This is a genomic window from Microbulbifer sp. GL-2 (assembly GCF_007183175.1).
In the GTDB taxonomy this organism is placed as follows: Bacteria; Pseudomonadota; Gammaproteobacteria; order Pseudomonadales; family Cellvibrionaceae; genus Microbulbifer.
Genome location: NZ_AP019807.1, coordinates 2,620,275 through 2,642,632, shown reverse-complemented (window position 1 = coordinate 2,642,632; position 22,358 = coordinate 2,620,275). Strand labels below are relative to the sequence as shown.

Annotated in this window: 22 protein-coding genes and 3 tRNA genes; 14 read left to right on the top strand and 11 right to left on the bottom strand. The window is 50.2% G+C overall.

Going from position 1 to position 22,358, the window contains the following annotated elements:
• Window positions 1–155: 155 nt before the first annotated feature.
• The 11 genes from GL2_RS11470 (at window position 156) to GL2_RS11420 (ending at window position 8,943) form a co-directional block, all read left to right on the top strand.
• A complete protein-coding gene (locus tag GL2_RS11470; RefSeq protein WP_143730779.1) occupies window positions 156–1,949 on the top strand; it encodes a tetratricopeptide repeat protein in 1,794 nt (597 codons plus the stop codon).
• Window positions 1,933–2,574: a lipoprotein insertase outer membrane protein LolB gene (gene lolB / locus GL2_RS11465; protein ID WP_143730778.1), complete on the top strand. Its 642-nt coding sequence runs from the start codon at window positions 1,933–1,935 to the stop codon at window positions 2,572–2,574. Before GL2_RS11470 ends, lolB begins: the two co-directional genes overlap by 17 nt.
• Window positions 2,575–2,638: 64 nt before the next feature.
• Complete coding sequence (ispE, locus tag GL2_RS11460; protein ID WP_143730777.1) at window positions 2,639–3,541, top strand: 4-(cytidine 5'-diphospho)-2-C-methyl-D-erythritol kinase; 903 nt, start codon at window positions 2,639–2,641, stop codon at window positions 3,539–3,541.
• Between the two features lie 10 nt (window positions 3,542–3,551).
• Window positions 3,552–3,626 (top strand) — tRNA-Gln (locus tag GL2_RS11455).
• A 362-nt stretch (window positions 3,627–3,988) separates the two neighbouring features.
• Window positions 3,989–4,918 (top strand): ribose-phosphate pyrophosphokinase, encoded by a 930-nt coding sequence (locus GL2_RS11450; protein ID WP_143732873.1) that lies wholly within the window; start codon window positions 3,989–3,991, stop codon window positions 4,916–4,918.
• A gap of 201 nt (window positions 4,919–5,119) precedes the next feature.
• The gene (locus GL2_RS11445; protein ID WP_143730776.1) at window positions 5,120–5,746 is read left to right on the top strand and encodes a 50S ribosomal protein L25/general stress protein Ctc; all 627 of its coding nucleotides are present in this window, start codon (window positions 5,120–5,122) and stop codon (window positions 5,744–5,746) included.
• 6 nt (window positions 5,747–5,752) lie between these two features.
• Window positions 5,753–6,349: an aminoacyl-tRNA hydrolase gene (gene pth / locus GL2_RS11440; protein ID WP_143730775.1), complete on the top strand. Its 597-nt coding sequence runs from the start codon at window positions 5,753–5,755 to the stop codon at window positions 6,347–6,349.
• A gap of 205 nt (window positions 6,350–6,554) precedes the next feature.
• On the top strand, window positions 6,555–7,646 hold the full coding sequence (gene ychF, locus GL2_RS11435) for a redox-regulated ATPase YchF (protein WP_143730774.1): 1,092 nt from the start codon (window positions 6,555–6,557) through the stop codon (window positions 7,644–7,646).
• Window positions 7,647–7,706: 60 nt separating this feature from the next.
• Complete coding sequence (locus GL2_RS11430; RefSeq protein WP_143730773.1) at window positions 7,707–8,660, top strand: DMT family transporter; 954 nt, start codon at window positions 7,707–7,709, stop codon at window positions 8,658–8,660.
• 92 nt (window positions 8,661–8,752) lie between these two features.
• Window positions 8,753–8,829 (top strand) — tRNA-Met (locus GL2_RS11425).
• Window positions 8,830–8,868: 39 nt separating this feature from the next.
• Window positions 8,869–8,943, top strand: a tRNA-Gln gene (locus GL2_RS11420).
• Window positions 8,944–9,030: 87 nt separating this feature from the next.
• On the opposite strand, the gene GL2_RS11415 is transcribed toward GL2_RS11420, so the two are convergent.
• From GL2_RS11415 to GL2_RS11370, 9 genes are all read right to left on the bottom strand, one after another.
• Window positions 9,031–10,095, bottom strand: a complete 1,065-nt coding sequence (locus GL2_RS11415) for a sulfite exporter TauE/SafE family protein (RefSeq protein ID WP_143730772.1) — start codon at window positions 10,093–10,095, stop codon at window positions 9,031–9,033.
• Between the two features lie 152 nt (window positions 10,096–10,247).
• The gene (locus tag GL2_RS11410) at window positions 10,248–10,955 is read right to left on the bottom strand and encodes a SapC family protein (RefSeq protein WP_143730771.1); all 708 of its coding nucleotides are present in this window, start codon (window positions 10,953–10,955) and stop codon (window positions 10,248–10,250) included.
• 446 nt (window positions 10,956–11,401) lie between these two features.
• Window positions 11,402–11,719, bottom strand: a complete 318-nt coding sequence (locus GL2_RS11405; RefSeq protein ID WP_172621128.1) for a S41 family peptidase — start codon at window positions 11,717–11,719, stop codon at window positions 11,402–11,404.
• Between the two features lie 81 nt (window positions 11,720–11,800).
• Window positions 11,801–12,181, bottom strand: coding sequence for a S41 family peptidase (locus GL2_RS11400; RefSeq protein ID WP_143730769.1), 381 nt, complete (start codon window positions 12,179–12,181; stop codon window positions 11,801–11,803).
• The gene (locus tag GL2_RS11395; protein WP_143730768.1) at window positions 12,178–12,378 is read right to left on the bottom strand and encodes a hypothetical protein; all 201 of its coding nucleotides are present in this window, start codon (window positions 12,376–12,378) and stop codon (window positions 12,178–12,180) included. The genes GL2_RS11400 and GL2_RS11395 overlap by 4 nt, the downstream gene beginning before the upstream one ends.
• 395 nt (window positions 12,379–12,773) lie before the next feature.
• Window positions 12,774–13,616: a methyltransferase domain-containing protein gene (locus GL2_RS11390; RefSeq protein WP_172621127.1), complete on the bottom strand. Its 843-nt coding sequence runs from the start codon at window positions 13,614–13,616 to the stop codon at window positions 12,774–12,776.
• A gap of 256 nt (window positions 13,617–13,872) precedes the next feature.
• Window positions 13,873–14,157, bottom strand: coding sequence for a hypothetical protein (locus GL2_RS11385; protein WP_172621126.1), 285 nt, complete (start codon window positions 14,155–14,157; stop codon window positions 13,873–13,875).
• Between the two features lie 272 nt (window positions 14,158–14,429).
• Window positions 14,430–15,236 carry an alpha/beta fold hydrolase gene (locus GL2_RS11375; RefSeq protein ID WP_143730764.1) on the bottom strand — a complete coding sequence of 269 codons (807 nt, stop codon included), beginning with the start codon at window positions 15,234–15,236 and terminating at the stop codon, window positions 14,430–14,432.
• Window positions 15,237–15,288: 52 nt separating this feature from the next.
• A complete protein-coding gene (locus GL2_RS11370; protein WP_143730763.1) occupies window positions 15,289–16,470 on the bottom strand; it encodes an MFS transporter in 1,182 nt (393 codons plus the stop codon).
• A 573-nt stretch (window positions 16,471–17,043) separates the two neighbouring features.
• Here GL2_RS11370 and GL2_RS11365 point away from each other — a divergent pair.
• Together GL2_RS11365 and GL2_RS11360 are read left to right on the top strand one after the other, a co-directional pair.
• On the top strand, window positions 17,044–17,895 hold the full coding sequence (locus GL2_RS11365; protein ID WP_232053603.1) for a lyase: 852 nt from the start codon (window positions 17,044–17,046) through the stop codon (window positions 17,893–17,895).
• Window positions 17,896–18,048: 153 nt separating this feature from the next.
• On the top strand, window positions 18,049–18,528 hold the full coding sequence (locus tag GL2_RS11360) for a hypothetical protein (RefSeq protein ID WP_143730761.1): 480 nt from the start codon (window positions 18,049–18,051) through the stop codon (window positions 18,526–18,528).
• A 645-nt stretch (window positions 18,529–19,173) separates the two neighbouring features.
• Here the strand turns inward: GL2_RS11360 and GL2_RS11355 are convergent.
• Window positions 19,174–20,091, bottom strand: coding sequence for a zinc metalloprotease (locus GL2_RS11355; RefSeq protein ID WP_143730760.1), 918 nt, complete (start codon window positions 20,089–20,091; stop codon window positions 19,174–19,176).
• A gap of 744 nt (window positions 20,092–20,835) precedes the next feature.
• Window positions 20,836–21,087 carry a hypothetical protein gene (locus tag GL2_RS11350; RefSeq protein ID WP_143730759.1) on the bottom strand — a complete coding sequence of 84 codons (252 nt, stop codon included), beginning with the start codon at window positions 21,085–21,087 and terminating at the stop codon, window positions 20,836–20,838.
• 33 nt (window positions 21,088–21,120) lie between these two features.
• Here GL2_RS11350 and GL2_RS11345 point away from each other — a divergent pair, with 33 nt between their 5' ends.
• Window positions 21,121–22,230 carry an SMP-30/gluconolactonase/LRE family protein gene (locus GL2_RS11345; protein ID WP_172621125.1) on the top strand — a complete coding sequence of 370 codons (1,110 nt, stop codon included), beginning with the start codon at window positions 21,121–21,123 and terminating at the stop codon, window positions 22,228–22,230.
• Window positions 22,231–22,358: the final 128 nt, after the last annotated feature.

The window sequence follows — 22,358 nt, the reverse complement described above, 5'->3', positions numbered from 1 at the left end:
GTCGAAGGGCGGTTTAATTGTGCGCTGATTTGACCGAGCCGGCCGGAGCCCAGCGTCCAAAAGCGGATTCGCGACTAGAATTATATGGCGATAATCGTTTAAAACACGCCACTCGTACACCGCTTATGCGCAGCAGCAACGTATGGACACGATCTATGCTCCCACCCCGAAAGCCCAAATCGAACCACAAAGCCACTACCCCGCTATTCCTGCTCCTCTGCCTGCTGCTGGCATCCTGCTCACAGGTGCATCCGCAAAAGGTAACCTCAGACGGGCAGCCAGACATAACGCAGAACCAGATAGAGGATAGCGCCGCTGAATCCAGGGAGATTGAACCGCGCACTTTTCCCATTGATACCTTCTACACACTATTGGTGGCGGAGGTCGCCGGTATTCGTGAACGCTACGATGTGGCACTGGCCAACTACTACCATCAAGCGGAAATCACCAAAGATGCCGGCGTTGCAGCGCGAGCCACGCGTATCGCCCGCTTCCTGAATGCCCGCCAGGCCGCACTGCGCTCAGCACGACTCTGGGTTGAGCTGGAACCAGGCAACGCCGATGCCCAGCTGGCACTGACCGCGGAACTCACCTTGGCTGGAGAGCTGACACAGGCCCTGGTCCACGCAGAACAGGCACTCAAACTTGGGGGCAAGGCACCATTGCAGTCCCTCGCCGCCACCGCGATCGGTCATGAAAAACTCGACGAGCAGATCCGTGCAGAATTTGCCCGACTGGCACAGACTTACCCAAAAAACGACGAGGTAGCCCTGGCTCACGCCATGGTGCTACGCGCCAGCAAACAGTACAACCAAGCCCTGACCCTAGTGCGCCGTATCCAGGAGAACAATCCGGGGCAACTGGATGCCCCACTGTTACAGAGCCACCTGCTGGTAGATCTGGGCAAGCGGCGTGAAGCTATTGAGTTACTGGAGAAATTGGTCAGCGTACACCCCAGTGAAACTCGACTGCGCCTGCAATATGCGCGCCTGCTGATTCGGGAAGATCTTGCTCTGGCGCGCCAGCAATTTGCCGAATTAGTTAAGCAGCGCCCCGAGGATGGCAACCTGATTTTATCCTTGGCCCTGATCCAGTATGAAACCAACCAGCTGGATGCGGCCAAACCACTTTTCGACAGACTGCTGGAATTGGAACAACACCAATCGTCAGCCCACTTCTACCTGGGTGGTCTCGCCGAAAAACAGGGGGAGATCTCCACCGCTGTTAGGCACTTTCGCCAAGTGGAGCCCGGCAACGATTATGTGGAAGCCATTACTAAAGGCACAAAGCTGCTTGCCTCCACCGGTGAGCACGGTGAAAACGAAAAGTGGTTTACCAAACTTCGCCAGCAACATCCCAGACAGGAAGAACATTTCTTTCTGATGGAGGTCGAACTGCTACGCAAAAACGACGAGCCGCTGATGGCCCTGAAGCGGGTCGAACAGGGTCTCGCCGCGATAAGCGGTAGCGGCCGCCTGATGTACACTCGCGCGCTGCTCAATGACCAGCTTGGTAATGCTGCGGCTTTCGAACAGGATTTGCGTAACTTACTGGAACGTGATCCAGAAAATGCCACAGTGCTGAACGCCCTGGGTTACAAGCTGATCGATGATGATGCCCGCCGTGAGGAGGCTCTTGATTTGATCAGTAAGGCATTGGAGCTGGAACCTGAAGACCCTGCCATTATCGACAGTATGGGCTGGGTTCAATACCATCTCGGAAATTACCCTGCCGCGGAAAAATATTTACGCCAGGCCATGGAGAAATTGCCCGATCACGAAATTGCCGCACACCTGGGCGAGGTACTCTGGATTCAAGGTGATCGCGAGGGGGCACTGAAAATTTGGAACGACGGATTGAAAATCAATCCGCAGAGCAAGATTATTCCGGCTGCAATGAAACGTCTGCAAATTAAAGAGTCACTGGAACAGCATGTATCTGACAACTGAAACCACTGTCACGCGAAAATTTTATTTTTTACTGATAGCCGCTCTCACTTTGCTGGTATCGGCTTGTGCCGGGCAAAAAACCAAAGAGCAACCGGCTGCGGACACCCCGCAGGAGACTGCGGCGCCCACCTCCGTGGCCCAACTCAAACAGTGGACAATCAAAGGCAAACTCGGGGTGCGCTCCCCAGCGGATAACGGCAGCGCAAACCTGACCTGGCAGCAGAGCGGAGCACAGAATTTCCGCATTCACCTAAGCGGCCCACTCGGCGCCGGCACTACGGTAATCTCCGGTACCGCCGGTGGCGTCAGCCTGGTGCGCGGCAATGAAGCACCAGTTGTCGCGCGCAATGCGGCACAACTTACTCAGCAGACTTTGGGCTGGCCCCTACCCGCCAGAGAGATGTTTTACTGGGTGCGAGGCCTGCCCGCTCCAGGCCCAAAAGGTGCGGAGAGACACAATGACCAGGGTCAATTGCAGAGCTTGCAGCAGTCTGGCTGGACCCTGAGCTTCAGTGACTATCGTCAGAATGGCCCCTTCACCCTGCCCACCCGTATCAAAGCGCAAACCAACGCCGCTGCCGGGCCGGTCAATGTAACCCTGGTGATCAAGGAGTGGGGGTTTTAAATGCCTAAACCCCAGCATGCGGGTATTATGGGCCACCCTGAATTAACCGGCCCACCCCGTCCGTATGCTGAAGTTACCTGCTCCTGCAAAACTTAACCTGATCCTGCGCATTCTCGGCCGTCGCCAGGATGGCTATCATGAGCTGCAAACCCTTTTCCAGTTACTCGACTACGGCGATACGCTGGAGTTTTCCACGCGCGAAGACGGCATCATCAGCGTAGATGCCGGGGATCTGGATGTTCCCGAGCAAGACAACCTGGTTTACCGAGCAGCGCAATTACTTCGAAGGGAAGCCAGCTCCACAGTTGGCAAACTGCCGGGCGCTCACATCCACCTGACAAAAAATCTCCCACATGGTGGTGGCATCGGTGGCGGTAGCAGCGACGCTGCCACCACACTGCTCGGCCTCAATCACCTTTGGCACTGTAATCTGTCCGTCGAAACCCTGTCCGGGCTGGGACGTCAACTCGGCGCTGACATTCCCGTTTTTGTGCGCGGGCACACCGCCTGGGCCGAAGGTATCGGGGAAAAATTAACTCCGGTCGCCACGGAAAAACGCCACTATCTTGTGGTGTCCCCTGGTTGTGAGGTAAGCACCGCGAAAATTTTTCACGATTCACGTTTGACAAGAGATTCCGTCACAATTACATTAGCGGCCCTTCGCGAGGGGCAGCTCACAGAAATGCCGCTCAGCAGTGAAAAACTGGAAGCTTTTTCCGGTAACGACTGCCAGGCACTGGTGGAAAGTCTCTACCCTGAAGTTCGCGATGCCAGAGAATGGTTGCAACAATTTGCACCAGCATATCTCACCGGCACTGGAAGCTGTGTTTTTACAGCCTTCCAAACTAAGCAAGCGGCTCAAGTGGCACTTGCCAGGCTACCGCGAAAATGGCAGGGTTTTATAGCGAACGGTATCCAGGTTTCACCTGTACACCAGCAGCTCGCGAAATTAACCTCAAACAGTTGAGGAAAAATACTGGGGCGTAGCCAAGCGGTAAGGCAGCGGGTTTTGATCCCGTCATGCGAAGGTTCGAATCCTTCCGCCCCAGCCATTTTCTTTTGTATGCAGTGGCACAAGCATAAACCGGTCCCGACATGTTTCAGTCGACACTGACCCAACCGGCCCAGGCCACTTATACAGGGCTGAGAGCAGCCTCCCCCAACTCTATAAAGATGTCATAGACAAGCTTGTTAGCAAGCGCTCTTCGACAACCCGGAGGCCCCCCAAAGCTCAAAGCAACCACCTGGGTGATCAGGCAAAGCAGGGAAACAACTCTAACTTTGCCTCGCCTAACCCGGTATCCCCCAACACAAAAGTGGTGCTATCGCATCCCAACTGCTAGCGGAAAATGCAGGCATCTACACTTCAATTCACATCAAAACAGAATCAAAGGAACTCGCAGTGGCTGACTTAATGGTCTTTACCGGCAACGCAAACCCGGAACTGGCACAGAAAATTGTCGACCATATGGCGATCCCCCTGGGCGAAGCCGCGGTCAAGCGCTTCTCCGACGGTGAGATTGCAGTAGAAATTACCGATAACGTACGCGGACGCGACGTTTTCGTAGTGCAGTCCACCTGCCAGCCCACCAACCGCAATCTGATGGAGCTGATCCTGCTGGTAGATGCCCTGCGCCGCGCTTCCGCCGGCCGCGTCACCGCCGTAGTCCCCTACTTCGGCTATGCACGCCAGGATCGTCGCGTCAGATCCCAACGCGTCCCTATTTCCGCAAAAGTGGTTGCCGACATGATGGTGAGCGTGGGCATCGACCGCGTACTGACTGTCGACCTGCACGCTGAGCAGATTCAGGGCTTCTTCGACGTACCTGTGGATAACGTATACGGCTCCTCAGTACTGCTTGACGATATCGAGCGCCGAAAGTATGAAAACCTGGTGGTTGTATCCCCGGACATCGGCGGCGTTGTGCGTGCCCGTGCTGTGGCCAAAAGCCTCGACTGCGAACTAGCCATCATTGACAAGCGCCGCCCCGCCGCCAATGTTGCCGAGGTAATGAATATTATTGGTGAAGTCAGCGACCGCACCTGCCTGCTGGTTGATGACATGGTCGACACTGCGGGCACCTTGTGCAACGCTGCCAATGCCCTGAAAGAACACGGTGCACAGAAGGTTGTTGCCTACTGTACTCACCCGGTACTGTCCGGCAACGCCATCAGCAACCTGAACAACTCCGTACTGGATGAGCTGGTAGTCACTGACTCAATCCCTCTGGGTGACAAGATGGAGAAGGCCCCGAAAATCCGCCAGCTAACCCTGTCTGCCATGCTGGCCGAATCCATGCGCCGTATCAGCAACGAGGAATCCCTCTCTGCGATGTTCCGTTAAGGACGCGCAGCAGAGATTTCCCCAGGCAGATAGCAAAATGCACCGGCATCGAGACACTTTGCCTTTGCCCCCAATTCCCGTAGAATACGCGCCCGCCCGGCTCTGCCGGGCAATTACTTTTGGGCCAGAGGCCCAATTTACTTCAATACCAGAGCGGTCCGGTCGCAGGTCTCTCTGGACAGACAACCCGAGGTTTATCCCATGTCTGATATCAAACTGAACGTCAATGCCCGCAGCGATGAAGGGAAAGGTGCGAGCCGCCGCCTGCGTCGCCTGGAAGGCCGTGTACCCGGCATCGTTTACGGTGGTGAAGCTGAACCGCTGTCCGTTTCCATGCTACAAAAAGATCTGTTCAAAGCTCTGGAAAACGAAGCTTTCTTCTCTTCCATGCTGACCCTGGACATCGATGGCAAAGAACAGAAAGTCATCCTGCGCGATCTGCAACGTCATCCTGCCAAGCAACAGCTGCTGCACATTGACTTCCAGCGTGTTTCCGCCAGCACCAAGGTAAGCGTTAAAGTGCCTCTGCACTTCCTTAACGAAGAATCCAGCAAAGGCGTAAAAGCCGGTGGTATCGTTTCCCACACCCTGACCGAGCTGGAAGTGAATGCTCCTGCCGGTAAGCTGCCCGAGTTCATCGAAGTGGACCTGGCAGACTTGGATCTGGACGGTATCCTGCACATCTCCGACTTGAAACTGCCGGAAGGTGCCGAGTCTGTAGACCTGAGCCACGGCGAAGACCACAACCTGGTTGTAGCTTCTATCCACAAGCCTCGCGGCGCTGTGGAAGCTGATGCTGAAGCCGAAGCTGGCGAAGGCGAAGAGTAATTCGCCTTGGCTGCAGCACCGGACACCCCGATCCAGTTGATCGTCGGCCTGGGAAATCCTGGGCCGGAATACGACCGGACACGGCACAATGCCGGTGCTGACTTTGTTGTCGAGCTGGCCCGCCAACACGGCACCCAGCTCAGCCAGGACAGCAAATACCACGGCCTCACGGGCCGTGTGCGGATCGGCAGCCAGGATATACGGTTGCTGATTCCCACTACCTATATGAATCGCAGCGGCCAGTCTGTCGGCCCACTGGCGAACTTCTTCAAAATTCCCCCGGAAGCCATACTGGTCGCTCACGATGAGCTGGACCTAGCCCCCGGTGTCGCACGCCTCAAGGCTAGCGGCGGTCACGGAGGACATAATGGCCTGCGGGATATCATCGCCGCACTGGGCAACAACCGGAATTTTATGCGTTTACGACTCGGTATCGGCCACCCTGGCAGCTCGAGTGACGTATCCCGGTTTGTACTCCAGCGAGCCCCCAGGGCGGAACAGGAAACGCTGGCTGACGCCATCGATCGTTCAATCGATGTGTTGCCCATCGCCGCCTCCGGCGACTGGGGCGCAGCCATGAAATCGCTGCACACCGCCAAATAGATCCCACCGGGCGGCTTGCCTTTTGTCCCGGAAATCTCGATAGTGTGCTGCGCCAAATTGCCGGTATCTTCCCGGCTGGCCCGGACCATTTGGTGGCCGCGATACCCCGCCCACCCAGACTCCCGCCAGCGCAATCACTACCGGACCTCAAACGCAATTAGCAGAGCGCGCAATATGCGCCTCAGGCAAACGGAAAAATATCACCATGGGTTTTACTTGCGGTATTGTCGGCCTGCCTAACGTGGGCAAATCCACCCTATTCAATGCGCTGACCAAAGCGGGCATTGATGCAGAGAATTTCCCCTTCTGCACGATCGAGCCCAATGCCGGCGTAGTGCCAGTGCCGGACACCCGCCTCGACAAGCTGGCAGACATCGTCAAGCCACAGAAAGTTATTCCAACCACGATGGAGTTCACCGACATCGCCGGTCTGGTCGCGGGTGCGTCCAAAGGCGAAGGCCTCGGTAACAAATTCCTCGCCAATATCCGTGAAACTGATGCCATCGCTCACGTCGTACGCTGCTTTGAAGATGACAACGTAATCCACGTAGCCAATCAGGTTCATCCGGTAGCCGATATCGAAGTGATCAACACTGAGTTGGCCCTGGCCGACCTGGATACCGTGGAAAAGGCCCTGCAGCGCTTTACCCGCGCGGCCAAGGGACAGGACAAGCACGCTATCAAGATGAAAGCGCTACTGGAAAAGATCCAACCGCACCTGGATGAAGCCAAGCCGCTGCGCTCCTTCAGTCTGTCCGAGGATGAGCTGGCAGATTTGCGTGAGCTGAGCTTGCTGACCATAAAACCAACCATGTACATCGCCAACGTACATGAGGATGGCTTCGAGAATAATCCGCATCTGGATGCCGTTGCCGCCATTGCCGCGGAAGAGAATGCGGTATTAGTGCCTATCTGCAATAAACTCGAAGCGGAAATCGCCGAGCTGGAAGATGACGAAAGGCAGGAGTTCCTGGAAGAGCTGGGTACGGAAGAACCGGGCCTGAACCGCGTAATTCGCGCCGGTTATCAACTGCTGGGCCTGCATACCTACTTCACCGCCGGTGTAAAAGAAGTGCGCGCCTGGACCATTCCCCTGGGGGCTACCGCGCCCAATGCAGCCGGTAAAATTCACACCGACTTCGAGAAGGGCTTTATCCGCGCAGAAGTGGTCAGCTACAACGACTTCGTTACCAATAATGGCGAGGCGGGTGCCAAAGAGGCAGGAAAGTGGCGCTTGGAGGGCAAGGATTACATTGTTGCTGACGGCGATGTGGTTCACTTCCGCTTTAACGTCTAACCCCCTCTTCCTTTTCGCCTCCCCGCCAGCGGGGAGGCCTTTTCCACCAGCGTAGAAGCCATGGCGCAATCAAACTGGAAAGTGGGCCTTCCACTGGCCCTGATCACCGTGTTTATGTGGGCGGCACTGCCCATCGCCCTCAAAGGGCTACTGGAACACATCAGCCCCGGCACTGCCACCTGGTATCGCTTTGCCGGTGCAGCAGTACTGGCTGGCCTCTACTACGGCTCGGCACACAAACTGAAACTGGGACCGCTGTTCAGCCGCGGGCTCCTACCTTTCACATTGCTGGCTGTAACCGGCCTGCTGGTAAACTACCTTTCCTATGCCAGTGGATTAGATTACATCACCCCAGGTGCCGCCCAGGTGGTTATCCAGCTGGCGCCACTGTTGCTACTGAGCTCCAGCGTGTTGTGGCTGGGGGAGCGCTTTTCACCGCGCCAGTGGAGTGGTGTGGTTCTGGTGGTAATCGGCCTGCTGCTGTTTTTCAACCAGCGGCTGGAAGAACTCACTAGCGGCACTGGTGGCGACTACCTGCTCGGTCTCGGCTACATCCTGATTGCCGCCGTTACCTGGGCAATATATGGCTTCTTCCAGAAAAAGATTTTGAAGAGTGCCACGCCCCAGGACCTGCTGGTGGTGATTTATATCGCAGGCACCCTGTGCTTCCTGCCAATGGCAGATCCGATGAAAGTAACGCACCTGGGCTGGCTCGAATGGTCACTTATAGCCTTTCTTACCGCCAACACTTTGATCGCCTATGGAGCTTTCAGCAAGGCCCTTGCGCACTGGGAGGCATCCAGCGTAAGCGCTACTCTGTCCCTGGTGCCAGTCATTACTCTGTTGTTCAGCACCCTGATCAGTAGTATTTGGCCAGATTATATTGCGGTGGAGCCCCTCAACTGGATCAGCTGGGCCGGTGCAGGTGCCGTGGTAGTGGGCTCCGCCCTTGCTGCGATCCGCTCCAGGCGCAGTTCCAACCACTCCCCGGGTTCAGATAAAAAAAATCGCTAACTAACTGAAAAGAATACAGAAAAAGTATTGACACACCCGGCCCATCGATTAATAATGCGCGCCCTCGGTTAGGCCGAGACGACAAAAGAAATGGCAAGGTAGCTCAGCCGGTTAGAGCGCAGCACTCATAATGCTGAGGTCGGGAGTTCGAGTCTCCCCCTTGCTACCATTTCAAATCACAGAGACTATTCTTTGTGAATCTTGAAACTGGGGCGTAGCCAAGCGGTAAGGCAGCGGGTTTTGATCCCGTCATGCGAAGGTTCGAATCCTTCCGCCCCAGCCATATTCCAGAATTTATCCCGCAGGCCCGATCCAGGGCAGCAACTCAAATATCTAAAGCAGCATCTCAGGGACACACCTCTGCACCCTGTTACTTAAACCCCTGTACCAGTACCGTATCAGCTTCCACAGATTCATACTTCCCGTGCCCATGGTCCAACACTTGCCTACCCCGCTCGCGGCGCAAGCCCAGTGCCCGCAACCACTCAAACCCTGCCAGGCAGATTAGCAGCGCCAGTATTACCAGCACACCGCCGTAACCGCGCAGCGCCTCTTCTTCAGAGATACATGTCCATACGAGCTGCACCACGCACAGGGAAGCCACAATCAGCAGCGTGGGTTTGCGCCCAATTAGACTGACCACAAAAACGCCCAGGGGAGCCCCCAGAGCCACTACCGGCGCCGCTGCCAGCCAATTGCCAAACACCCCCGGCTGCCAGTCACCGGCCAGCGACTTCACCAGTACACCGAGTACCGAGCAAAAGGCCATAATCACAACCGACGTGGGAATCGCTACCTTGAGGTCTACACGGCTCAGCAGCACCAGCGCCGCATACACCAGCATATCTACACCCACCCCGGTCACCGCGACTACGCAAAACCCCGCAAAAGCCCCGAGTAACAAACCGACCCGGAAATCTGTTGGGCACTGCGGATCACCCTCATGCTCACAGTCGGTGATCTCACTGAGTCGATACAGGTGGAAAATCCCAAAACTTCCCCAGAGCACGGCAAAGGACAACTTTACCCACAACTCCGGGATCAACGGTGCAAACAGCAGGATACCTGCGGGTGTAGCCAGCAGGGAACCCAGCAGCGCCCCACGCAACATCGACCAGGCCAGCTGCTGGCGCCGGCAGAGAATAAACAGGCTGGCGCTGACCATACCGATGGACTGCACCGCAAAACTGAAATCACGGCCGAGACTGGCCGGCATATCAAACAGCAGCACCAAAACAGGAAACCCAACAGTGCCACCGCCCATTGGCGTAGACCCTGCGGCATAGCTACCGAGCGCCATGGCCAGCGCCATAGACCAGTTTTCCAAGGCCAAAGCCAGATTGTCACCCTGGGCAATCAGGAATAACCATACCCCATAAAAAAGGACCAACCAGGCAAACCAATAACGGAGAGAGAGCCGCGCTAGGTATTTCATCTTATTATTCGCGAACTAAAACATCAGAAGGGGCTAATAGTGGTACGACTATGAGAAGGGATCAAGACGGGATACAGAATGCTGATAACTGTATCCCGAAAACCTGGCAGAAGCGGACCGCCCGACAACCACAGTTACCGGGCAGATCAGGATCAGTTCAGGCGCTTCCTGCGGATCAGGTTTTGGACCTGCATGGAGGACATCATGGAGGCGTAGATTGCTGGCAATGCGCCACGCTTGCGCAGTTCCAGGAAATCCTCATCAGACAGGTTATTTAGTTTTTCCTCATCGATCACATAGAAACCGGTGAGGTCATAAGGTTTCTCATCTTCGCTAACACGCAGAGTCAGTTTTTTCTGGGTGAACAGATCCTTGGATTCCAGAAACTCAATAAATGACTCGGTAACGGTTACACGCTGCGCGGTTTCAACCACCGCCTGAGCGCGATTCTTCAGGTAATCAGTTTGTTCGCCCTCACCATCGAACAGAGCCTCACCTTCAGACTCGCTCAGCATGCTGGAATCCTCATCAATGCAAAGCACTGCCTGATCAGCATTTTCCGGGTTCTTAACCAGTACGAATGGGTAGGTACGAACCTGTAGCGGGACGTAGCTGCCGTTCCAGCCTTCGGCACCGGAGAACAGGTTCTCACCCGGACGCAGGCCAGTGAGCGCAACCACTTTGAACTGCTCGGTATTCTGGTCTTTTACAAACAGGATCGGGTAGCTCTGGGCCGCCTGCACAATCTCCTGAACCACCAACGGCAGAATATGATTGCCGCCTACATGATCAAAAGTGATGTCCTGGGTGAGTTTTAGGTTGGCATGTGCCTTTTTATCCAAAGCTTTGATCTGTGCCATAAATACAACTCCTAGCTACTTTTATAGTTACTTAATTTTCAGAGATACCCTAACGTACCACTTTATTGGCGCATTAACGATGACAAGTGCTTTCCCGCAGTCGCCGGAAACCAAAGCCAGCATTAAACAGCTAAGCGGGCCAACAGGCAAACACAGCCTGCGGTGAGCACCTTAAAGCAAAAATTAGTCGATTATAAAGGCAACTTTCAAGACATTCGTACCAATTACAATCACAGGCATCTCACGGAAACGGAACATAACCGATAAGCTGGTAATTCTTGTGCAAAGCTGCTGCATGTACATTCAAAACCTCTGAAGTACACTATCTAGCCCACTCAAGCATCCCGAGCCCCCATAACAACTAGGTCAATCCTTACGCACATAGAAAGAATGCAGCCTGCTAACCGAATTAACAGACACAGGCCAGCAGCTCACACCAGGGTGAATTAAAGCTCAGCCTGAAGCTCTCTCAGCGCCCTGTCGAGCACCTCATCCTCATCGGAACGTACAGTGGCCAGGGTACTCTCGACCAGGATATCGGGCTTAATACCATAGCCGACGAACTCCCGCCCATCAGGGTATGTATCCCGCTTGGTACATACCCTGAAAGTACCACCTCCCGGAAGATCTACAAAAATTGGCTGGCCGGTGCTGCCATATGTGGGCTCACCAACGGTTGTAAAGTGTTCGAGAGAATCCGCATACACCAAGAAATCTTCAGCTGCAGAAGCCGTATTTCGGCCAATCAGGACATAGGTTGGCACTATATGGCTGTTCTCCAGTTTGGCTTTAAGTACACCTGAAGAATCTTCGCTAAATTCACAGGAAGTACCCTCTACATAGGGTCAATACTCCTCATATTCTTCGAATTGATCAGCAATTGCCCCCAAGGCCTTGCAGGCAGCCACATGCTTGGGCGATTTCCAGATAGAGCCTGGCAAGTTCTGGTTGGCCAGATAGGAGATAATTTCTCCAGCGTTAATAGTACTGCCGCCCCCATTAAAACGCAGATCAAAAATCAAGCCTTTGGATTTGCTGATCTCACCATAGTGGGACTGAAATTGCTTAACGATCTCTTTATCATCGAAGCCATTTAAAGCCACATAGGCAATATCACTTCCCAACCACTTAAATTCCAACAACTCACCATTGGAAGCAGACTGCTTAATAAAGATATGTTCGATCTCCCTGCTACGGGCATCCCGCTTAACCAGAACATCTTTCACCCTGCCACTGGAGTCTCAATTGTGAATTCCTCTATGGTTTCCGGCTTGCCATATAGAACATTCCGAACTGCAGTATTCCAGAGAATATGCTGGGTCGAGCTGGCAATATAGGGCATGACTCGCTCCATTAAATAGGCCTGTAAATCCTGCCCATTTACCGCAACAATAATTGAACCCGGTGGGATTTCTGACTCCACCCCTTCTCAGCCCCTGTGACTATTGCTTGATGCCCAGCCTCAGCCCAGTGAACGGTTGGCCAACCCAAATACTGGACAGACAGGCCCTTGGAGTAATAAATCTTGGTGTGACCATTCTGCAGAAGTGCATTAAAACGCGTTAGCTCACGATAATATTCATAGGTATTTTGTGCAGCCAAGACCCACAGAATAAACTCCTGGTACCTCGCATCAAAATTAAGCTCAGAAACTTGATCAAAGAAAGCGAAGTTATAGCTAACCCCTTTCCAATAGAGAGATAAACCATATAACTTTTTTGCATTTATTGAACCGAGGGTGGTGAACTCTTATTAAAGATGCATCTGTGCCCTCCAGCCATTTGATAAGAAATGACCTGAAAGTGCCAAATCTGTGGGTCAGCCGGGGACTTGCGCGGCCATACGCACACCGCCGAGTTTGCCGTTGACAAATAATTCTGCATAAAAACTGTACAGGCTGTCCCAGTATGCGAAATGACTTTCACCGAATTTTGCAACTGTGGTATCTCGCAATGCTCGGTAGGACTCCAGGCGATCGATCAATTCCTTGGCCCAGGTTTTGGACAGGTCTTCACAGCTGAGAATCGTACACTGCTCAGCACATAATAATTCGGGATAGGTCTCAGCCACGGCAATGGATGCCGTGGCCAGCTCGCCACTCAATCGGTGTTTTTGCTCATCTGTCAGGGTGGACAGCAATATGATATCGGTAAAGGCCATTCTTGCCCCAGGTTTCAATACCCGGACACACTCCTGCACAAGCCTCGCCTTATCCGCAATATGTAACCATGACTCCTGGCTGATCAAGGCATCGTAGCTTGCATCGGGTAGCGGCATCGCCGTAGCATCACCGCAGACATAATCGACCAGTCCATCAAGTTGTACACGCCTGGTCAGACGCCTGGCAGATTCTACTCGGCTCACGGTTAAATCAACCCCGCTAACATGACAACCAATGGTGTGGGCTAGCCAGCGAGCCGGGCCACCCATACCACTACAAACATCAAGCACATGACTCGAATTACCTACCGCAGCCAATTCCCCCAGGGTCTCCACTGCCTGCACACCACAGTAGTGATCCTGGTCAAAATCCTTTAAATCCTCCTCGCTGAGCGCATCGAGATCCAGGCCTCTGGCTGCGAGTTCTGCCAGGATTTCCTCTTCGTTGATAGGATGTTCGTCATAAAAACGACACACTTGTTCTTTGTGGGTATCAGGCATTGCACACTCCTCGGGGCCTTTCACTGAATACCTTCGACCTTGGCCTGATATAGGCCGTTGGCGCTGACCAGACCGTGTCCTGAACCTTTGTGGCGCAATGCTTCCAATATTTGTGAATGGCATGCAGAGAGTAGTTGTTGCCAGGACCAGCGAAGAAAAGCAGCCCTTCGCTTAACGTGACCCTCTGGGATCAAGGGGCTAGATGCCCATAGCCTAGCAGGCAACCCGAACCGCACCGGGAAAGTAGCTGTATATGTCAAAAAAAATCGATAGCCTGCAGGGATAAATTGGTATGTTCCAGCAGAGTTGCGCTAGCCAGCTCAATTGCCGGTGGCCGATGCAGGGCATCACGCTCGGATATAAACCAGATATCGTCAAAGTCTACCTCCCTCGCAGGCAAATCAACTGAAGGAGATCGATGGCCATAATCACGGGCTTTACCCGCAATGTCCTCAGCAAGCAGAGGATTCATCTTCTTAGGATAGGGATAGCTTATGTAGCAATATTCAGTGGTTATGGTGCCGATGGATTCTGCCATCATCGCCTGACGTTGCTAGGCAACGGCGTCGGGTCGCCCCCTTCTTCATGGCGCAAGGTATTTCAATTAAGGGGTAGATATTAATGTGCTCGTAGAAGCCATGGGCCTGCTCGGCCGTATTGAGAGCACCTTTGTCATTCCCTAGGGCATCCGGCAAGCCTCGATCTATCTCCCACCTGGAGAATAGATCGAGGCTGTTGCATAGCCCGCCGAAAAAAGAGTTGAGCGTTTCCGCATCGGCGATCAACACTGCCTGGGCCTTTTGTCCTTGCCAACTATTTGCAACCTCTAGCAATAAGCGCTAGCACTTCTTTTACTACCATTTCAGGCTCATCATTTTGGGGATAGTGATAGCTCTTCTCAGTCAAAACAGCTTTACCTCGTGGAAACGCTTTAGCCCAATTCGAATGCAACTCCCCCCACATATCCCGGGCTTCATCAGTAAAGAAAAGAAGAGGAGGATTGTCATACTTTTTGACGGAGACAATTACTGTGACGGGGATGTCAGGGATTTGTGGATAGTCAGGTAAAGGGCGCTTGGACCAAAAATCCAGGTACTGATTCGACATGCCGTTTTTCATATCATCCAGTTTTACCTGAGCAATTTGTTCCTCGGCCAACTTCAAATCCTGCGAGCGCATAATATCCACATCATGTTCAGAAGAAGGTTCTATCAGCATCAACGCTGCCATTTTTTCAGGGTATTGCGCGGCAAAAGTTCGTGCTACATAAGCGCCATAGGAGTGGGCAATATAAGTAACTTTCCCTTTAACCCCCAAAGCCTCCAATAAAGCCCTGGCCCCTTGAGCATAATCCTCAGAGCTAAAGTGTTTCTTAATGGCCGTTGATTTTCCGTTGCCGACACGAGAATAACGTATTACTCGTGCATACTTCGCCAAGTCATCATAGATGGAGTCCCAATCCTGCATCCCGGCCGAACCCCCGGCTTCGAGAAACAAGGTGGCCTTACCAGAGCCTTTGATCTCATATTCAATATGATATTCACCAACCAATATTGTCTCTGAATTTACAAGTGCACTTAACGGCAGAGTAAATATCATTATTAAGAGAGCTACACGCATAAGAATTCCTATTTATTATTAAAAGTCCTGATCAAGAATTAGTACGGAGCAATTAAGTTACAGCTACTCCCTGCCCCAGACGCGCTTCGTTGCCTGGTCCAGGTTGCTCAGGCACTAATTGGGCCAAACCCAGAGAGACCAGAGCCATCAAAGATCCGGCAAAGAACACCATAGCTGGAGAGGTAAGCCAAATCAGGCCAAACAACACCGGGATAATAACTGCCGCAATGTGATTAATGGTAAAGCTGACGCCGGCTGATGAGGCAATATCCCGCTCATCAACAATCTTCTGGAAATAGGTTTTGATGGCAATGGCCATGGAAAAGAACAGGTGATCAATAACATAGAGCGCCGCTGCCAACATCGCGCTTTCCACCAGAGCATAACCGGCAAACACCAAGATCAAACCGACATATTCCAAGGTAAGGATACGACGCTCGCCAAAGCGCACAATAAACTGTCCAATCTTAGGCGCTATATATAAATTGAGCAGATGATTAACTGTATAGAGCGCAGCAATTTCACCAACGCTATAGCCAAATTTTTCAACCATCAGGAAAGCAGCAAAGACAATAAAGATCTGTCGACGCGCGCCGCTCATCATCGTCAACGCATAATAAAGCCAGTAGCGCTTACGTAGCACCAATTGCTTACGCTGGCTATGGGGTTGAGCAAACTGTGGGAAAAGTAACCAGGCAGCCAAAGCAATAAGCACAGTGATGCCACCGCCGATCAAATAAACCCACGAGTAGTCTAAGCCGGCAAAGTCCATCAGACACCAAACCAAACCGTAAGCTAGAAGCGCTGCAAATGAACCAGCAGCGGCCATCCGTCCCATCCAGATTGCCGATGTCTTTTTTGGAAACCATTGCAAAGCCAGAGAGGTTTGCAGGGTTTCATAGAAGTGAAAACCGATCGACATCAACAATGTCGTGAGTAGTAAACCCGTGAGAGATGGAAAAAAACCGGTCAGCATCACGCCAATCCCGGTCGCTACAAGTGAGAGAAGTGCCAAGCGCTGTTCCCGGATAAGCAGTAATACAAATATCACTGTAAACGCCAGGAACCCAGGTATCTCCCTAACACTCTGTAACAGGCCAATATCAGCTCCGGTAAATGAAGCCTTGGCTATCACAAAGTTATTAAGGAGAGTATTCCAGACAGAAAAAGACAGTGGCATTGAGGCTGCAAGGATTAACAGCAGAATTTCCGGTCGACGGAGGCGTTGTAACATGGAGGGACTCCTACACTAAGGGCAGCAATATACGCTATACCACGTTGACGTGTAAATTGAGGGTAATATGACTGCCAGGTACCGCAAAACCGCCTGTTAATTCTGCTTAGCTGTAAAGACAAAACCCTTCTCAATTAAGCTCCACAGACTCAATAAGAACTCGCCAAATAGAATTCTGGAGCTTTAGTATCTCTTTCGTGAATATAATCGGGTGCCCCGATTGTATTCCTGGCAACTAACAGGCAGTTTGAAACCACTCTTCTGCAAAATATTGATTTTATGAACCATTACAAATAAGGACCAATTATCACCTATGCTTTGACCAGGACTCAGCTCACTCATATTTTCGTGCTACGACATAAACGTATAAATTCCTCTTGACGTCTTAATCATTGGAACTGGCAAATGAATATCTACCTAAAGCTTTATACGCTGTCACTAAAAATCGTTATCTGCGCCACTTATCTCTTATTTACTCCAATAAATACTGTGGCACAAGAAAATAAACTGCCAGACCGACTCAAGTTAAACGAGTGGAAAGTACCTTGGCAGGGACTGCCCAGAGACCCTCATGTGGATAACAAACAGCAGGTTTGGTTCTGTGGACAGGCCGGAAACTATATCGGCCGATTTACTCCGTCCGATCAGCGGTTTAAAAAATTCGAGGTTCCTGAAGGAACCCACCCTCATAATCTGATAGTAGATAAGCAGGGCATGGTTTGGTATGCCGGTAACCGCAATGCACATATTGGGCGTATGGATGCAGAGACGGGTAAAATCACTCAATACGCAATGCCAAAAGGCGTAAATGATCCACATACACTGGTTTTCAACCATGATGGCAATATCTGGTTTACAGCCCAACAGAGCAACCGCATAGGCATTTTGGATGTCAATAGTGGAGAAGTGAAAATAGCCACACCTCAAACGGCCAACGCACGTCCTTATGGAATCAAGGTAGACTCACAAAATCGCCCCTGGGTTGCCCTATTTGGTACGAATAAATTAGCTTGGGTAGACCCTAAAACCATGATGGTAAACGAAATCTCAATTCCCCGGCCGAACGCTCGACCTCGCAGGCTGGAAATCGATACGTCCAACAATATCTGGTATGTAGACTATCCAGAGGGCTATGTTGGCAGATATACGCCCAGCACAAAAGAATTCAAGGAGTGGAAGCTCCCCACTGAGAACCCTCGCCCTTACGGAACCGCAATAGATAACAAAGGCCGGCTATGGGTAGCAGACACAGGTGATATTCCTAACATCATCTTTGCTTTTGATATAGATACACAAAAATTTGTTAGCCAAACTACTGTACCCAGTGGAGGAAACATTCGATATATGTATTTCGACAACAAAGATGGTAGCTTTTGGTTCGGTGTCGATGCTGGATTCTTGGATCAGGGAATACCAAAAAACTGAGCAGATCCAAGTTTAAAAAAATATTAACTCCCTAACCAAGCGATCCTCTATCGGTAAAAATAATTTTTTGAAAATTGTCAACCTCAAACTTTACTACCCCATCCGGTTATTTTATCTTCTTTCCAAATATAAAAATCACACAAGGAGATAAACGTGCCAAATAATCCCATAGGAGATAAAATTTATCCAACTGGAGGGGCCTCACCTTTAGTAGACGTTCTTATGAATAGAGGATCCGAAGGCGGGAACCCAATATATATTCACTACACAAGTCAAGCTGGATTTAATCAGATCTTAATGATAGACAAATTTATTAAAGGAACCCCAGATAGGACACGCCGGGGCCAGTCTGCTAAAACCGGAGTTTATCTAACACCTTCAACACAGTGCTTTAGCCCAAGCGATGCCCACACCCTACTTTTTTTCTCAGAAGATAGATATAAAAATAGTGCTACTCATATGTTTATTTTTATATTCAAGCAAGGAGTTGAACTTGAGGATTATACAGTTAGCTCCAGCAGCCCATATCGAGAACTAATTTATAGGGGAGATGTTGATTTTCGTGCAAACGGAAATGCAAAAATGCTGTACGGTGGAAGAAATCGATTTATTGACGGGAATCCCTGGAATTGAACCTACCAAAAAAATTATAAGCTCCATGAATAACCCTCGATATAGGGCCAGCTTTCCGAACCTTATCGAGGGGTTACTTTTCAACGACTTGCAACCTTTGATTTAAGAATTACTAATCATCATAAAAGGTTTCTTTGAATTAAATAAAGAGACACTAAGATATAATAAAAAACTTAACTACACAAAAAGTAAATATGCAGGTACCTACTCTGGCGGAGGTTGCCAATTGATCACAGCGGGATAGGCCTTATTCTCGCATAACCAAATCACTGCTCGAACCCCAGGCCTAAGTTCTGCTTGTGAATCAGTCACTTTTTCCCAGTCTCTCGCCAGAAACTCTTTCCCTTGTAAGCGGAACTGCCCTAGAAGTGCTTTCCAGCTAGGCATTGTCAACACTAATGATTCTTTAGTGTCGTAATCAGTGGAAATCCATACCTTAATACTGTTTCCTTCACGCACCAATTTTGTCACCTCTCCCTGCCAGGAAGTCAACTGGTTTCTATCACAAGTGACATAACCTGGCACAGCGAGCCTCTGGGCAGTTATATTAGCCGTACTCATCAATACCAAGGCACATAAGATAAATAATCGGATGCTGTTCATAATTGTCAGTGTATCGGGGGGAATAATCCCCCCGAAAAATTATTATAGGCCTCGATAGGTACTGCTTTGCTCATCAGCGCGAGTGGCCTGCCCCTCTGTAAATTCGTACATGCAGCTATCGTCCGTGTAATCCATAAAATTTGTAATCGGATCAAGACCGGCTGCGTTCCGTCCCCTTGTACAGGAATCCCTGCCTACTGGACACCCATAAGCCGGTGACCTTTCTGCAGGAGTATCAGAGACATAATCCCCATTTCCACCACAGCCGCCCTGAAAGGTGTGATACAAACCTAACCAGTGGCCAACTTCGTGAGTAAGGGTATCGCCCTCATTGTAAGGCGCAGCATCGCCGCCAGGTACAGAGCCGGTTAAAATAACTACACCATCATCCAGCGGATCTGAGGAATAGCTGCTAGGAAAAGTTGCCCACCCAAGTAGACCACCGCCGATATCTGCCACATAGATATTCAGATCTCCCGCATCACCAACACGCAATGAACTTTTCATAGCGCTTTCTGCGGAGGAACCATAACCAACGTTATACCAAGAGTTATTCGCCGTTACTGAAGTAGAAACCAAATTGAATGTGAACGGTGTACTAGCATAAGCATCATTAAGCACTGCCATTTGCGAATTAATTACATTGCTGGGTAGCGATCCATTGTTTGCGTTATCAGTAATAACATGAAAGTACACATCAATAGTTACAGAGCCAGCTGGACGTAGCGTATGACCTCCACTGGTTAAACTACGAGACTGTCCACGTAGTGCAGTAAAATGCTGCTCTTTCAAAGCAGCTTCCTGGATAGAAGGATGGTTAGTACCACAACGTTTAAATTTAGCGTTGTCATTAGCACGCTCAATTGATGAATCACTTTCAGCAAAACCGATAGCAGGTGATATTAGCAAACACAAAGATAATGCAGCTTTTATTGAAGTTGGAACATTAGCTTTTCTCATAACCTAAACCTTAATTTTTTTTATTAAATTAATAACCCCAGACAGCCCGATCACCTTCCACTCTAAAACCAACTCGTGTCAATAGTACCAAATACAAAAAGTATGATAATGACATCAATTTCTTTTATAGGGCATCAAGTTCAACATGAAAAACCAAACCACTCCAATACGGAATAATACCCAAACAAAAAAAGAAAATAGAAAAATACACCAATGACAGGAAAAATAGTTTCAAAAGAAATTATATATAGAACCCCATCAGGTAAATAATTAAGAGTGCAAACTAGCCCCCAATAAACGCGATCTTAGAAAATACACAAGCACCAAAAATCTTTAACAGAATAATATTCTTAGTAACCCTCTGGAAATAACACCGCAAAACATTCACCACACAACCATACTTTAATTACACGACCACCCATAAAAGCCACTCTAATTAGTACCGCCTTCAAGGTGCACTTGTATATTTTACTTATTGCAAAGTTAATCGTTTTGCAAATTCTATTGATGGCACTCATATAAATTATTGGAGTGATGCCCAGGTCACATACCACCCAGATAGAATGTTATGGAAATGGCTGTCATCGAGAGGAAGGAATAAAATCATTAGCACAGAAACTAGAACGAAAGAGAAATTCCCATCGTAATTTAGCTTTGGCATGAATGATGCTCTAGCGCTTGGTAATGCCTATTATTTATATGATTTAACTAATTACTACAGGACTAGCGAATAAAGGAGTGGCACTAGTCGTTGTAACGAAATCGATGCCTACAGTCTGTGGGATGCCGCACTAATCCTGTATGTTTATCTTCGACCCAGGCTTCAAGCATACATTGGATATCGCCCTGTGGGGTGCAAACCTCATCAATTTCAGTTGTATCATCACCGGGATGATTCAGGTTTACCCATTGATGATCCGATGAGCTTTGGTGTGGACGCTGCATACAGGTTTTAGTAATTTTCTGGTGCCCTAAAGTAAAGCGTAATAAACTCACTACCCCACTGTATTAAAAATGAGTCCAACTACTATGACAAAAAAAATATCCGTCATATTATTACTGCTGATATTACTTATTACCTATCTGCTTTTCTACCCGGTTCCTGTTGACCCCAAGCGCTGGCAAGTGGCTAAAAATCCTGGCTATTCTGGTGATTACACGCCGAACAATATTTTGAGTCAACTTGAAATCATTGATATCGGCAAGGATAGCGGGCCTGAAGATATCGCCATGGATGAGCAGGGAAATATCTATGTATCAACCCATGAGGGCAATATCCTGCGCATAAATCCAAAAAACCTGAATATCGAGCTGTTTGCCAGTATTGGCGGCCGTCCATTGGGGCTGGCATTCGATCACGCCGGCAATCTGATCGTTGCTGATGCGTTTGACGGCCTGGTAAAAGTCAGCCCAAACGGTAAAAAATCCAAATTACTTAGCGAGGTGGACGCTGAGCCTTTGAAATATTCAAATAACCTTGATATTGCTTCCGACGGCACCATTTACTTCAGTGATGCATCCTCAAAATTTGGCGCCAAAGCAAATGGTGGAAGCTACCCGGCTAGTCTGCTGGATTTGATGGAGCACGGTGGGCATGGCCGAGTATTTAGTTTTAACCCTGAGACAGGTAAGGTCACAACTCTGGTCAGCGGGCTGACGTTTGCCAACGGTATTGCTCTGGCACACGATGAAAGTGCACTCTATATCAACGAGACAGGTGAGTACCGCATACACAAACACTGGCTGAAAGGCCCCAAAAAAGGCCAGACGGAAGTTCTGATTGATGCATTACCCTCTTTCCCGGATAACATTACACGCGGACTGGGTGGGCGTTATTGGGTAGGGCTCGTCTCACCGCGTAACCCTCTGGTCGATAAACTATCAGACAAGCCCTTTATACGTAAAATCATTCAGCGCATGCCTGCATTTATCCGCCCGAAAGCTACCCTCTACAGTCATGTAATAGCCTTTGATGACAATGGCAACATAGTCGCCAATCTGCAGGACCCAAGCGGCTCCTACCCTACCAATACCAGTGTGTTGGAGACCGATAAATATATCTATATTGGCAGTTTGACTGCAAAAGATTTTGCGCGTCTAGACAAATCAGCATTGAATTCCATGAGCAATGATGGCTGATACACAACACATTTTCACGAACAGATAGCCTACCCGATCTCATTGCGGCCTGATTCATTTGTTAGAAAAACACGAACGGTGAATCCTATGACTACTACAAGTAATGTTTACAAGTGGTTTTGGTTGAT

Bases quoted from the DNA above. Each gene is read 5' to 3' on its own strand.
- GL2_RS11430 (WP_143730773.1), top strand. From the start codon at position 7,707: ATGGCGCAATCAAACTGGAAAGTGGGCCTTCCACTGGCCCTGATCACC.
- GL2_RS11375 (WP_143730764.1), bottom strand. From the start codon at position 15,236: ATGCGTGTAGCTCTCTTAATAATGATATTTACTCTGCCGTTAAGTGCA.
- GL2_RS11415 (WP_143730772.1), bottom strand. From the start codon at position 10,095: ATGAAATACCTAGCGCGGCTCTCTCTCCGTTATTGGTTTGCCTGGTTG.
- GL2_RS11370 (WP_143730763.1), bottom strand. From the start codon at position 16,470: ATGTTACAACGCCTCCGTCGACCGGAAATTCTGCTGTTAATCCTTGCA.
- ispE (WP_143730777.1), top strand. From the start codon at position 2,639: ATGCTGAAGTTACCTGCTCCTGCAAAACTTAACCTGATCCTGCGCATT.
- GL2_RS11445 (WP_143730776.1), top strand. From the start codon at position 5,120: ATGTCTGATATCAAACTGAACGTCAATGCCCGCAGCGATGAAGGGAAA.
- GL2_RS11470 (WP_143730779.1), top strand. From the start codon at position 156: ATGCTCCCACCCCGAAAGCCCAAATCGAACCACAAAGCCACTACCCCG.
- ychF (WP_143730774.1), top strand. From the start codon at position 6,555: ATGGGTTTTACTTGCGGTATTGTCGGCCTGCCTAACGTGGGCAAATCC.
- GL2_RS11390 (WP_172621127.1), bottom strand. From the start codon at position 13,616: ATGCCTGATACCCACAAAGAACAAGTGTGTCGTTTTTATGACGAACAT.
- GL2_RS11450 (WP_143732873.1), top strand. From the start codon at position 3,989: ATGGTCTTTACCGGCAACGCAAACCCGGAACTGGCACAGAAAATTGTC.
- GL2_RS11345 (WP_172621125.1), top strand. From the start codon at position 21,121: ATGACAAAAAAAATATCCGTCATATTATTACTGCTGATATTACTTATT.
- lolB (WP_143730778.1), top strand. From the start codon at position 1,933: ATGTATCTGACAACTGAAACCACTGTCACGCGAAAATTTTATTTTTTA.
- GL2_RS11355 (WP_143730760.1), bottom strand. From the start codon at position 20,091: ATGAGAAAAGCTAATGTTCCAACTTCAATAAAAGCTGCATTATCTTTG.
- GL2_RS11410 (WP_143730771.1), bottom strand. From the start codon at position 10,955: ATGGCACAGATCAAAGCTTTGGATAAAAAGGCACATGCCAACCTAAAA.
- GL2_RS11385 (WP_172621126.1), bottom strand. From the start codon at position 14,157: ATGATGGCAGAATCCATCGGCACCATAACCACTGAATATTGCTACATA.